Source organism: Pseudomonas mediterranea CFBP 5447, assembly GCF_000774145.1.
Taxonomy (GTDB): Bacteria; Pseudomonadota; Gammaproteobacteria; order Pseudomonadales; family Pseudomonadaceae; genus Aquipseudomonas; species Aquipseudomonas mediterranea.
In genome coordinates, this window is sequence record NZ_KN322985.1 from 520109 (window position 1) to 533103 (window position 12995).

The 12995-nt window shown below is 61.5% G+C and carries 12 protein-coding genes; 6 read left to right on the forward strand and 6 right to left on the reverse strand.

Annotated features, from left to right (window positions below):
• Positions 1–17: 17 nt before the first annotated feature.
• The 3 genes from ccoM to N005_RS14620 form a co-directional block, all read right to left on the reverse strand.
• Positions 18–134 carry a cytochrome c oxidase subunit CcoM gene (ccoM, locus tag N005_RS29800; RefSeq protein WP_047701837.1) on the reverse strand — a complete coding sequence of 39 codons (117 nt, stop codon included), beginning with the start codon at positions 132–134 and terminating at the stop codon, positions 18–20.
• A 145-nt stretch (positions 135–279) separates the two neighbouring features.
• Positions 280–441, reverse strand: a complete 162-nt coding sequence (locus N005_RS29460) for a hypothetical protein (RefSeq protein WP_162843617.1) — start codon at positions 439–441, stop codon at positions 280–282.
• 95 nt (positions 442–536) lie between these two features.
• Entirely contained in the window at positions 537–878 is a 342-nt protein-coding gene (locus N005_RS14620; protein WP_041020305.1) for a hypothetical protein, read from the reverse strand.
• A 247-nt stretch (positions 879–1125) separates the two neighbouring features.
• On the opposite strand from N005_RS14620, the gene rapA reads away from it, so the two are divergent.
• On the forward strand, positions 1126–3972 hold the full coding sequence (rapA, locus tag N005_RS14625; protein WP_047701838.1) for an RNA polymerase-associated protein RapA: 2847 nt from the start codon (positions 1126–1128) through the stop codon (positions 3970–3972).
• A 261-nt stretch (positions 3973–4233) separates the two neighbouring features.
• Here the strand turns inward: rapA and N005_RS14630 are convergent, their stop codons facing one another.
• The 3 genes from N005_RS14630 to N005_RS14640 form a co-directional block, all read right to left on the reverse strand.
• Entirely contained in the window at positions 4234–5115 is an 882-nt protein-coding gene (locus N005_RS14630) for a hypothetical protein (protein ID WP_047701839.1), read from the reverse strand.
• Positions 5116–5222: 107 nt separating this feature from the next.
• Entirely contained in the window at positions 5223–6206 is a 984-nt protein-coding gene (locus N005_RS14635) for an NAD-dependent epimerase/dehydratase family protein (protein ID WP_047701840.1), read from the reverse strand.
• Positions 6207–6261: 55 nt separating this feature from the next.
• Entirely contained in the window at positions 6262–7161 is a 900-nt protein-coding gene (locus N005_RS14640; RefSeq protein WP_162843646.1) for a LysR family transcriptional regulator ArgP, read from the reverse strand.
• Positions 7162–7246: 85 nt separating this feature from the next.
• Between N005_RS14640 and N005_RS14645 the strand changes: the two genes are divergently transcribed.
• The 5 genes from N005_RS14645 (at position 7247) to N005_RS14665 (ending at position 12936) form a co-directional block, all read left to right on the forward strand.
• On the forward strand, positions 7247–7651 hold the full coding sequence (locus N005_RS14645) for an ACT domain-containing protein (protein ID WP_047701842.1): 405 nt from the start codon (positions 7247–7249) through the stop codon (positions 7649–7651).
• Positions 7652–7653: 2 nt separating this feature from the next.
• Positions 7654–8256, forward strand: a complete 603-nt coding sequence (locus tag N005_RS14650; protein ID WP_047701843.1) for a LysE/ArgO family amino acid transporter — start codon at positions 7654–7656, stop codon at positions 8254–8256.
• A 173-nt stretch (positions 8257–8429) separates the two neighbouring features.
• Positions 8430–9026, forward strand: coding sequence for a superoxide dismutase (locus N005_RS14655; RefSeq protein ID WP_047701844.1), 597 nt, complete (start codon positions 8430–8432; stop codon positions 9024–9026).
• 306 nt (positions 9027–9332) lie between these two features.
• The gene (locus N005_RS14660; protein WP_047701845.1) at positions 9333–11384 is read left to right on the forward strand and encodes a putative bifunctional diguanylate cyclase/phosphodiesterase; all 2052 of its coding nucleotides are present in this window, start codon (positions 9333–9335) and stop codon (positions 11382–11384) included.
• Positions 11385–11592: 208 nt separating this feature from the next.
• On the forward strand, positions 11593–12936 hold the full coding sequence (locus N005_RS14665; protein WP_047701846.1) for an imelysin family protein: 1344 nt from the start codon (positions 11593–11595) through the stop codon (positions 12934–12936).
• Positions 12937–12995: the final 59 nt, after the last annotated feature.

Consider the following 12995-nt stretch of genomic DNA (forward strand, 5'->3'; position numbering starts at 1 on the left):
GTTGCAGCCGGAAAGACCTAAGGTTTTTTGCGCTTGTGTGCGTCTTTCCAGATGAATAATCCAAAAACGGCGAAAAATACAAACATGAAGCCGACCGTCAACATTCCGGCAAACACCACATTGTCGAAAAACATGATTGGCCTCCTGGTCCCGCCCCTGTTGTGTTGGAGCCAAGTTAACCAATCGAGCCGGGGTGAACATTGACCGGGGTCAATAACGCTCGCGACCGAGCGAAAAGGAAGGGAAATAACTGATTTGCATCAATGGATCGAGGAGGAATCAGCGCTTTTTCGGTTTGCTCTTGGGCTTTTTCCTGGTCTTGCCCAGGGGCATCGCCTGCTCGAACGCCTGACGGACTTCATTGAGGCGTTTTTTGTTGAGGTCGTGAACACGCTTGGCGCGCTCAGCGTTAAGGTCAACCAGCTTGTCGTCTTGGCTCATGGCGTGTCGGCATCATGCAGTGAAGTGCGAATGTGCCCATGATGGGGGCTGTTTGCTGCGTTGACCAGCCTGCGTGCGTGGGCAAATACAGGCAATCAGATCTGGATATCGACCCACAGGCCCTGGCGCGCCTCATCGTCGATCAGGGGCTTCACCGGCACGGTGTTATCGGCGTTGAGTTCGGTCCCCGGTATGGCCAGGTGTTCCTCGGGGTCTTCATCGGCCTCGCGACGGCGTCTCTCGCGCTCCTGCTGGCGACGCTGCTCCTCGCGCAACAACAGCGCAGCCTCTTCCGGATCGCGCTTTTGCAGGTCGATGGTGCTTTCGCTGGAGGTTTGCTGTACCGGGACCACGGGCGGGATGTCCGGTCGCTGGCGGACTGGATCCTGTTGTGCAGTAATGGGTACGGCGCTCAAAGGGAGCGTGGGTAGCAACATAAAAGTCTCCTGTCATCAGGCTATCGGCTGCGGCGCAGGAGGCTTGAACCGCTGGTCCGAAACTTGTGACCCGGTTGGCATTAACGCAAGGCAGGCACAAGCCTGTTTGATCGCGAAACTTGCTGAAGTTCCATCGGACCGGTCGAAGCAGTGGCGGTCATAACAGCCCGTTACGTGCGTAATTCCTTTGGTCTGAGGGATCATTCCGTTAAGATAACCGGCTTTTTCAAGGCGGGAGTCAGGCAGCATGGCGCAGCAGTATCAACCGGGGCAACGCTGGATCAGTGACAGCGAAGCCGAGCTGGGTTTAGGCACCGTTCTGGCACAGGATGGCCGCTTGTTGACCGTGCTCTACCCGGCCACTGGCGACACTCGCCAGTACGCGCTACGGAATGCGCCTCTTACACGTGTACGGTTTTCGCCGGGCGACGTGATCACTCACTTCGAAGGTTGGAAAATGACCGTGCGCGAAGTCGATGATGTCGACGGGCTGCTGGTCTATCACGGCCTCAACGGGCAGAACGAAGTCGTTACCCTGCCGGAAACCCAGCTGTCGAACTTCATCCAGTTCCGCCTGGCCAGCGACCGCCTGTTCGCCGGCCAGATCGACCCGCTAGCCTGGTTCTCCCTGCGTTACCACACCCTGGAACACACCAGCCGCCAACTGCAGTCCCCGCTCTGGGGCCTGGGTGGCGTTCGGGCCCAGCCCATCGCCCACCAGTTGCACATTGCCCGGGAAGTGGCCGACCGCATTGCACCGCGGGTGCTGCTGGCGGACGAAGTCGGATTGGGCAAGACCATCGAAGCCGGCCTGGTCATCCATCGCCAGTTGCTGTCCGGACGCGCCAGCCGCGTATTGATCCTGGTGCCGGAAAACCTCCAGCACCAGTGGCTGGTGGAAATGCGCCGGCGCTTCAACCTGCAGGTTGCCTTGTTCGATGAAGAACGCTTCATCGAAAGCGATGCGAGCAACCCGTTCGAAGACACCCAACTGGCGCTGGTGGCGCTGGAGTGGCTGGTGGACGACGAGAAGGCCCAGGACGCGCTGTTCGCCGCCGGCTGGGACCTGATGGTGGTCGACGAAGCCCATCACCTGGTGTGGCACGAAGATAAGGTCAGCCCCGAATACGCGCTGGTCGAGCAGCTTGCCGAGACGATCCCCGGCGTACTGCTGCTGACCGCGACGCCGGAACAATTGGGCCAGGACAGCCACTTCGCCCGCCTGCGCCTGCTGGACCCGAACCGCTTCCACGACCTCAAGGCCTTCCGCGCCGAGAGCGAAAACTACCGCCCGGTGGCCGAGGCCGTGCAGGAACTGCTGGACAAAGGCCGCCTCTCGCCTGAAGCCCACAAGACCATCCACGGTTTCTTGGGCAACGAAGGCGAAGCGCTGCTGACCGCCGTCAATGACGGCGACGTCGAAGCCAGCGCCCGCCTGGTCCGCGAGTTGCTGGACCGCCACGGCACCGGCCGCGTGCTGTTCCGCAACACCCGCGCCGCCGTCCAGGGCTTCCCGGAGCGCAAACTGCACGCCTATCCGTTGCCGTGCCCGGACGAATACCTCGAGTTGCCGTTGGGCGACCACGCCGAGCTGTACCCGGAAGTCAGCTTCCAGGCCCAGCCGGACGCCAGCGACGAAGAACGCTGGTGGAAATTCGACCCACGCGTCGAGTGGCTGATCGACCAGCTGAAGATGCTCAAGCGCACCAAGGTCCTGGTGATCTGTGCCCATGCCGAAACCGCCATGGACCTGGAAGACGCCTTGCGCGTGCGCTCCGGGATCCCGGCCACGGTATTCCACGAAGGCATGAACATCCTCGAGCGCGACCGTGCCGCCGCGTACTTCGCCGACGAAGAGTTTGGCGCGCAGGTGCTGATCTGCTCGGAAATCGGCAGCGAAGGGCGCAACTTCCAGTTCGCCCATCACCTGGTGCTGTTCGACCTGCCTTCTCACCCGGACCTGCTGGAACAGCGGATCGGTCGTCTGGACCGGATCGGCCAGAAGCACACCATCGAGTTGCACGTGCCGTACCTGGAAACCAGCCCGCAAGAGCGGCTGTACCAGTGGTACCACGAGGCGCTGAACGCCTTCCTCAACACCTGCCCGACCGGCAACGCCTTGCAGCATCAGTTCGGCCCGCGCCTGCTGCCCTTGCTGGAAGAGGCCGACGATGGCCAGTGGCAAGCGCTGATCGACGAGGCCCGCGCCGAACGCGAGCGCCTGGAGAGCGAGCTGCACACCGGTCGCGACCGTTTGCTGGAACTCAACTCCGGCGGTGCAGGGGAAGGCGACGCACTGGTGGAAGCCATCCTTGAGCAAGACGATCAGTTCGCCCTGCCGATCTACATGGAAACCCTGTTCGACGCGTTCGGCATCGACAGCGAGGACCATTCGGACAACGCGCTGATTCTCAAGCCGAGCGAAAAAATGCTCGATGCCAGCTTCCCGCTGGGCGACGACGAAGGCGTGACCATCACCTACGACCGCAACCAGGCGCTGTCCCGCGAGGACATGCAGTTCATCACCTGGGAACACCCGATGGTACAAGGCGGCATGGACCTGGTGCTGTCCGGCTCGATGGGCAACACGGCCGTCGCGCTGATCAAGAACAAGGCGCTCAAGCCCGGCACCGTGCTGCTGGAGTTGCTTTACGTCAGTGAAGTGGTCGCCCCACGCTCGCTGCAACTGGGCCGTTACCTGCCACCGGCCGCCCTGCGCTGCCTGCTGGACAGCAACGGCAACGACCTGGCGGCCCGGGTGTCGTTCGAGACTTTGAACGACCAGCTCGAAAGCGTACCTCGCGCCAGCGCCAACAAGTTCATCCAGGCCCAGCGTGATCAACTCACGCCGCGCATCAATGCCGGTGAAGAGAAAGTCGCCCCACGGCATGCCGAGCGCGTGGCCGAAGCCCAACGCCGCCTGGCGGCCGATACTGACGAAGAGCTGGCCCGCCTGACTGCCCTGCAAGCCGTCAACCCGACCGTGCGCGACAGCGAGCTGGTAGCCCTGCGCAAACAGCGCGAACAGGGCCTGGCGATGCTGGAAAAGGCTGCCCTGCGCCTGGAAGCGATCCGGGTGTTGGTGGCGGGCTGATCAACCCTGGCAACATAAAAAAGGCCCGCAGCGATGCGGGCCTTTTTTGTACACAACACCCCCGAAACACTGTGGGAGCGAGCCTGCTCGCGATGGCGGTGGGTCAGTNATTTTGCGGTGGATGGGGTATTGATGCAGGGCGCCGGACCTTGTGGGCGAGCCTGCTCGCGATAGCGGTGGCACATTCAACAAGGATGCAGGCTGGACTGACGCCATCGCGAGCAGGCTCGCTCCCACAGGTGTGGTGATGTTGAGAACCCGTCACTGCCCCCGAGCGCTGAGCTGCTGTTGCAGGTTCTGGATCTGTGCTTGCAGTGTATTGATGTTGCGGGTGACCTGGCCGCGGAAGGCATCGAATTCGGCCGTGCCGCCGCCCGAGCGATTATCCTGCTGGCTCTTGAGTACCATCATCTCCTGCTCCAGGCGCTCGATGGCAGGGTTCTGGCTATTCCTTTTCAGGGCAGTGATATCGGCACCGATGCTCTTGAGCTGGGCATCGAGCGCGCCGCCTTCACCCTGGTTCTTCAGGGTGGTCACTTCAGCCGCCAGCGCCTTGACCTGGGCTTGAAGCTCCTTGTTGGCAGCTTGCAACTGGGTGCTGGTGTTCTGCTGTTCAGTGGCCTGGGCGATGAGCTGGGCCAGTTCCTTGTCCAGGTCGGCGGATGGACCGAAGGTGGCTTGCTGTTGCCTGTACTGCTCTTGCAGCTTGCTTTCGAACAGCCGGGCCTGGTCTTGCAGCTTGTTGTCCAACTGCTTGACCTGCAGCTTCAAGGCTTCACTGTCGCTCATGACATTGGACTGACCGGCCACCACCTTGCCGGAAATGTCCTGCAAGCGCCCCGCGGCATCCTCACTGATCCGCGCGAAACTCTCCTGGGTCGCCACCAACTGCTGCTCCATCAGCGAAATCTGCTGGAAGCTCCACCAGGCCAGGAAGCCGAACGCACACAGCAACGCGCCGACCAGCGCCCACAACGGTCCGGTGCTCGGCCCCTTGACCTTGGCTGCCGCCACGGGTGTCGGGCGCGCTTGCACATGCGCCTGACGGTTGGGCAGGAAGTCATCGTCATCGGGGACGTCGGCGCGCATCCGCAGGCTCGGTACATCGTCGAAGTCGTCGTGTTCATCATTACGCGTGGGCATGGATTCAACCTTTGAAAAACCAGTAATGGCTCGATGCGGCGAGTATAACCCCCTCGCCCGCCGCACCCATTGACCCCGAACCCGGCACTCGGTTCATGACGGGCCGATCAGCGGGCTTTCCACCAGGCGCAGAATTCATCGAGGGCGGTCCACAGGCTGACCTGTGGATCGTAATCGAGATAATGCCGGGCACGGCTGATGTCGAGGGTGAAATTTTTGTTCATGACCTGCATGCCCAAGCGCGACAGCGTCGGTTCGGGACGACCCGGCCACAACTTGCAGGCCCCTTCGTTCAACGCTGCAATGCTGTAGGCCAGCCCGTAGGAACGGTAACGCCTGACTTGTGGGACGTCCATCTGCCGCATCACGTAGTTGACCACGTCCCACAGAGGAATCGGTGTTCCATTGCTGATGTTGTAGGCCTGGCCCAAGGCTGAGCCGGTGGCCAGCAGACTGCTGAGCAACGCCTCGTTGAGGTTGTGCACGCTGGTGAAATCCACCTTGTTCAAGCCGTTGCCGACAATCGCCAGACGCCCCTTGCGCTGCATGTTCAACAGCCGTGGGAAGATGCTCATGTCGCCGGCGCCGGTCACGAAACGCGGCCGCAGGGCCAGCACTTCCAGGCCGAACTCCTGGGCGCCGAAGACTTTCTGCTCGGCCAGGTATTTGGTGGCAGCGTAGGGATGGCCGAAGCGCTTGGGCACCTGCTCTTCGGTCAACCCGAAGTGGTCGCGGCCATCGAAATAGATCGAGGGCGACGACAGGTGAACCAGGCGCCGGACCTTTTGCTTGAGGCAGGCCTCGACAATATTTTCCGTGAGCTGGACGTTGCCCTGGTGGAAATCCTGATAACGCCCCCACAACCCCACGGAGCCGGCGCAATGCACCACGGCCTCTACATCCAGGCACAGATCACGAGCCAGCAGCGGATCGCCCAGGTCCCCCGGGACGAATTGCGCACCGCGACGCACCAGGTGCTCCACGCTCTCGGCCCGACGTCCGTTGACCCGTACATCCAGGCCCTGCTCCAGGGCGAAACGCGCAAAGCGCCCACCGATGAAGCCGCTTGCGCCGGTAACAAGAATTTTCATGAATACTCCTAGAATCAGTTTCGAGCGGCAAGCTACAAGCTTCAAGCCCGACGCTTTAGCTTGCTGCTTGTAGCTTGCTGCTTGCCGCTGCGATCAATCGCTCGGTCAACAACCCGAGCAACTGTCCACCGTTGCGCCAATGATGCCAGTACAAAGGCACATCGATCGGTTTATCTGCCAGCAACTCCACCAACACACCCCGCGCCAGTTGCTCGCGCATCTGCAGTTCCGGCACCAGCCCCCAGCCAAGCCCCGCTTCTGCGAGGCGGATGAAACCTTCGGAGGACGGACACAAATGGTGTTCGAAACCGCCTTCGACGCCGAGGGAAGCGAGATAGCGGTGTTGCAGGAAATCATCCGGACCGAACACCAGGGCCGGCGTGCGAGCCAATTGCTCGGCACGTACGCCATCGGGAAAGTGCCGGGCGATGAAGGCCGGGCTCGCCAGCGCCCGGTAACGCATGGCGCCCAGCAAGACGCTGCGAGCCCCGGCCACCGGGCGCTCGCTGGCGCAAACACACGCCGCCACTTCACCGGCGCGCATGCGTTTGAGGCCGACGGTCTGGTCCTCGACCACCAAGTCCATCAACAAGTGATGTTCGGCGCAGAAGTCGCCCACGGCCGCCGCCCACCAGGTCGCCAGGCTGTCGGCATTCAGGGCGATGCGCAGGCGCTCGGGCAGGCCTTCTTCATCCAGGGCCGGCACCAGGCTTTGCAGATCGCGCTCCAGCAAACGCACCTGCTGCACATGGTTGAGCAAACGGCGACCGATCTCGGTGGGGGCTGGCGGTGTAGCGCGTACCAGCACGGGTTGACCGACACGCGCCTCCAACAGCTTGATCCGTTGGGAGATGGCCGATTGGGACAAACCCAGCACTTGGGCGGCGCGCTCGAAGCCAGCCTGCTCCACCACGGCAGCCAGGGCCGCCAGCAGTTTGTAATCGAACATCAGAATTCCTAATGAGCAATCAGCAAGATTGGTTTTTCTTATACAACTTTCAACCGGAAAATGACCAGCATCACTTGGGAAGGAGCGAGCCATGTCTGGCGAAACATCATTAAACACCCTGCTGCGCAGCATGAGCCCGCAGCTCAATCAGGGCGAATACGTGTTCTGCAGCCTGCCCGACGGCCGGGTCCCGACGGGCATCACAATCGTTGGCAGCTTTCTCGAGCGCGAGGGACTGACGGTGATCCTGGAAAAATCCCAGGCACAGAAAGCGGGGCTGGGTTTCGACTATGTCGCCGCCTGGATCACCCTCGAAGTGCACTCGGCCCTGCAGGCCGTGGGCCTGACCGCAGCCTTCGCCACGGCGCTGGGCAATGCAGGCATCAGTTGCAACGTGATCGCCGGTTATTACCACGACCATCTGTTCGTCGGTTACGACGACGCTGAACGAGCCATGGCTGTGCTCCAGCAACTGGCCGCCAACGGGGAGTCATGAAGATGTGGCAAAGCTATATGAACGGGCTGCTGGTGGCCCTCGGGCTGATCATGGCCATCGGCGCCCAGAATGCATTTGTGCTGGCCCAGAGCCTGCGTCGCGAACATCATTTGCCCGTGGCTGCGCTGTGCGTGACCTGTGATGCGCTGCTGGTCATGGCCGGCGTATTCGGGCTGGCGACGCTGCTGGCCCAGAGCCCGTTGCTGCTCTCTATTTCCCGTTGGGGAGGTGCGGCGTTCCTGCTCTGGTACGGCAGCCTCGCCTTGCGCCGGGCCTGTTCGAAACAGAGCCTGCAACAAGGTGAAAACCAGGCGGTTCGCTCGCTACGGGCGGTGTTGCTCAGTGCGCTGGCGGTGACGCTGCTCAACCCTCACGTCTACCTCGATACCGTGCTGCTGATCGGCTCCCTCGGTGCCCAGCAGAGCGTGCCCGGTGCCTATGTCGTGGGCGCCGCCAGTGCCTCGCTGCTGTGGTTCTTTACCCTGGCCTTCGGCGCCGCATGGCTGGCTCCCTGGCTGGCTCGCCCGAGCACCTGGCGGATCCTCGACCTGCTGGTGGCGGTGATGATGTTCGCCATGGCGGTGCAGTTGATCGTCATGGGCTGATATTCCAAACCGCTCTGGAACCTCTATCCCACACAGTTGTTGCGTGGTTATGCCGCCCCCCCGGTGCTATGATCCGACCCTGCGCCGCAAAGAGTACAAACTCCCCGGCGCTAGTCCGGCCGCCCGTGATCGGCCTTGCGCTCACCGCAACTGACCTGATTAGGAGAATCACCATGGCTTTCGAATTGCCGCCGCTGCCCTACCCACACGATGCACTGCAGCCGCACATCTCCAAAGAGACTCTGGAATTCCACCACGACAAGCACCACAACACCTACGTCGTGAACCTGAACAACCTGGTGCCTGGCACCGAGTTCGAAGGCAAGACCCTGGAAGAAATCGTCAAGACTTCCTCGGGCGGCATCTTCAACAACGCCGCTCAGGTCTGGAACCACACCTTTTACTGGAACTGCCTGGCGCCTAACGCCGGCGGTCAACCTACCGGCGCACTGGCCGAAGCCATCAACAAGGCCTTCGGTTCGTTCGACAAGTTCAAGGAAGAGTTCAGCAAGACTTCCATCGGCACCTTCGGTTCCGGCTGGGGCTGGCTGGTGAAAAAAGCTGACGGTTCCCTGGCCCTGGCCAGCACCATCGGCGCCGGCAACCCGCTGACCAGCGGCGACACCCCGCTGCTGACCTGCGACGTCTGGGAACACGCCTACTACATCGACTACCGCAACCTTCGCCCGAAATACGTCGAAGCGTTCTGGAATCTGGTCAACTGGAAATTCGTGGCCGAGCAGTTCGAAGGCAAGGCTTTCACCGCCTAAGCTTCGATCCGATGCCCAAAAAGAACCCGGCACGTTGCCGGGTTTTTTTTGCCCGGAATAAATCCCTGCCCCGGTTTCGAGCGGATGACCTCACGTCCGAATCCCAACAAAAATTCCTTCGAGGCCTCAAGTTGCGCGCCTTTGCAACCGACACAATGAGCGTAGAGCAATCACTCTGGAAAAACCGCATATCGGCCATGTTCCAGGCAATATCCCTTGTGTTTGATTGTCCCTTTGACTGCCATCACAGGATTGCCAATACTCATGGCAACTTGACGCTACCCGCACGGTACAAGGAATCCCTCTTTGAAGCTGGAACTCAAGAACAGCTTGTCTGTGAAGTTGCTCCGGGTCGTGCTCCTTTCGGCATTGATCGTTGGCATGATTCTGAGCTGCGCTCAGATCGTGTTCGATGCCTATAAAACCAACCGGGCCGTCGCCAGCGATGCCCAGCGCATTCTCGATATGTTTCGCGACCCTTCCACCCAGGCCGTCTACAGCCTCGACCGGGAAATGGGCATGCAAGTGATCGAAGGGCTGTTCCAGGATGAAGCCGTGCGCATGGCCTCCATCGGTCACCCTCATGAAACCATGCTCGCCGAAAAGACCCGTCCCCTGCAGCATTCTGAAAGTCGTTGGCTGACCGACCTGATCCTGGGCAAGGAACGTACCTTCACCACGCAGTTGGTTGGCCGCGGCCCCTACAGCGAGTACTACGGCGACCTGAGCATCACCCTGGATACGGCCACTTACGGCCAAGGGTTCATCATCAGTTCCGTGATCATTTTCGTCTCGGGCATGTTGCGGGCCCTGGCAATGGGCCTGGTGTTGTACCTGGTCTATCACTGGCTGCTGACCAAGCCGCTGTCGCGAATCATCGAGCACCTGACGGAAATCAATCCCGATCGCCCCAGTGCCCACAAGATCCCGCAGCTTCGCGGCCACGAGCAGAACGAGCTGGGCCTGTGGATCAACACAGCCAATCAATTGCTCGCCTCCATCGAGCGCAATACACACCTGCGCCATGAAGCGGAAAACAGCCTGCTGCGGATGGCTCAATACGATTTTCTTACCGGCCTGCCTAACCGCCAACAGCTCCAGCAGCAGCTGGACAAGATCCTGGTGGATGCCGGCCGCCTGCAACGCCGGGTAGCGGTGTTGTGCGTGGGGCTGGATGACTTCAAGAGCATCAACGAACAGTTCAGCTACCAGACCGGCGACCAACTGCTGCTGGCCCTGGCCGATCGACTGCGGGCCCACAGCGGCCGCCTGGGTGCGCTGGCACGGCTGGGAGGCGACCAGTTCGCCCTGGTCCAGGCCGACATCGAGCAGCCTTACGAAGCCGCCGAGCTGTCGCAAAGCATCCTCGACGACCTGGAGGCGCCCTTCGCCCTCGACGACCAGGAAATCCGTCTGCGCGCCACCATCGGCATCACGCTGTTCCCCGAGGACGGCGACAGCACCGAAAAGCTGCTGCAGAAAGCCGAGCAGACCATGACCCTGGCCAAGACCCGCTCGCGCAACCGCTACCAGTTCTACATCGCCAGCGTCGACAGCGAAATGCGCCGCCGTCGCGAGCTGGAGAAAGATTTACGCGAGGCCCTGGTTCGCGAACAGTTCACCTTGGTCTACCAGCCGCAGGTCAGCTATCGCGACTTGCGCGTGGTCGGCACCGAAGCGCTGATTCGCTGGCACCATCCTGAACATGGCTTCGTACCGCCGGATCTGTTCATTCCACTGGCCGAGCAGAACGGCACCATCATTGCCATCGGCGAATGGGTACTGGACCAGGCCTGCAGGCAATTGCGCGAATGGCACGACCAGGGTTTCGTCGACATGCGCATGGCAGTCAACCTGTCCACGGTGCAACTGCACCATGCCGAACTGCCACGGGTGGTGAACAACCTCCTGCAGATGTACCGGTTGCCGCCTCGCAGCCTGGAGCTCGAAGTCACCGAGACCGGCCTGATGGAAGACATCACCACCGCCGCCCAGCACTTGCTGAGCCTGCGCCGCTCCGGCGCATTGATTGCCATCGATGACTTCGGGACCGGCTATTCGTCCCTGAGTTACCTCAAGAGCCTGCCCCTGGACAAGATCAAGATCGACAAGAGCTTCGTCCAGGACCTGCTCGATGACGAAGACGACGCGACCATCGTCCGCGCCATCATCCAACTGGGTAAAAGCCTCGGGATGCAGGTGATCGCCGAAGGCGTCGAGACGATCGAGCAGGAAGCCTACATCATCGCCGAAGGCTGCCATGAAGGTCAGGGCTACTACTACAGCAAACCCCTGCCGGCACGGGAGCTGGGGGCTTACCTGAAACAGGCGCAGCGCAGCAAGGCCTCCATCCTCTGACACCTCCAAGGATCGCAGGCTTGGCCAGTTCTTACAGAAGAATCGCATTTTTCTGTAAGAGCCGGCGAAGCCTGCAATCCGCATTCATTAAATAAGAAATATTTACAGGCGCAGCTCTTTACACATAATGCAAATCTTTCGCATTATGTCGCAGCTTTTGCGCACCCCTTGCGCCAGTCCCATCCATTTTCGAAGCAGGATGTTTGCCATGATTCGTATGCCCCTGGCTACCGCCAGTCTGCTGGCCATCGCTATTTCCCTCGCCGGCTGCGGCGAAGGCAAGGACAAGGCTGCCGCGCCGCAAGCGCCAACGCCTGCCGCCAGCACCGCGGCACCGGCCGCCCCTGCTGCCGCCGGCAAACTCGACGAAGCCGCCGCCAAGGCCGTCGTCGCGCACTACGCCGACATGGTCTATGCGGTCTACAGCGATGCCGAATCCACCGCAAAAAACCTGCAAACCGCCGTCGACGCGTTCCTGGCCAAGCCGAACGCCGACACCCTGAAAGCCGCCCGCGCTGCCTGGGTCGCCGCCCGCGTGCCTTACCTGCAGAGCGAAGTGTTCCGCTTCGGCAACACCATCATCGACGACTGGGAAGGCCAGGTGAACGCCTGGCCCCTGGACGAAGGCCTGATCGACTACGTCGACAAATCCTACGAGCACGCGCTGGGTAACCCGGGCGCCACCGCCAACATCATCGCCAACACCGAAGTCCAGGTGGGTGAAGACAAGGTCGACGTGAAAGACATCACTCCGGAGAAACTTGCCAGCCTGAATGAGCTGGGCGGTTCCGAGGCCAACGTCGCCACCGGCTACCACGCCATCGAATTCCTGCTGTGGGGCCAGGACCTCAACGGCACCGGCCCGGGTGCCGGCAACCGCCCGGCATCCGACTACCTGCAAGGCGCCGGCGCCACTGGCGGCCACAACGACCGTCGTCGTGCCTACCTCAAGTCCGTGACCCAATTGCTGGTCAGCGACCTGGAAGAAATGGTCGGCAACTGGAAGCCGAACGTGGCCGACAACTACCGTGCCACCCTGGAAGCGGAACCGGCCGAGAGCGGCCTGCGCAAGATGCTGTTCGGCATGGGCAGCCTGTCCCTCGGCGAACTGGCGGGCGAGCGCATGAAGGTGTCCCTGGAAGCCAACTCGCCAGAAGACGAGCAGGACTGCTTCAGCGACAACACCCACTACTCGCACTTCTACGACGCCAAGGGCGTGCGTAACGTGTACCTGGGCGAATACACCCGCGTCGACGGCACCAAGATGACCGGCGCCAGCCTCTCGTCCCTGGTGGCCAAGGCCGACCCGGCCGCCGACACCGCGCTCAAGGCCGACCTGGCCGATACCGAAGCCAAGATCCAGGTCATGGTCGATCACGCCAACAAGGGTGAGCACTACGACCAGTTGATCGCGGCCGGCAACACCGCCGGCAACCAGATCGTCCGCGACGCCATCGCCGCCCTGGTCAAGCAGACCGGTTCGATCGAGCAGGCTGCCGGCAAACTGGGCATCAGCGACCTGAACCCGGACAACGCCGATCACGAGTTCTGATCAACGCTGGCTGAATGAAAAAGGCGACCTTCGGGTCGCTTTTTTCATGGGCAGAAGAA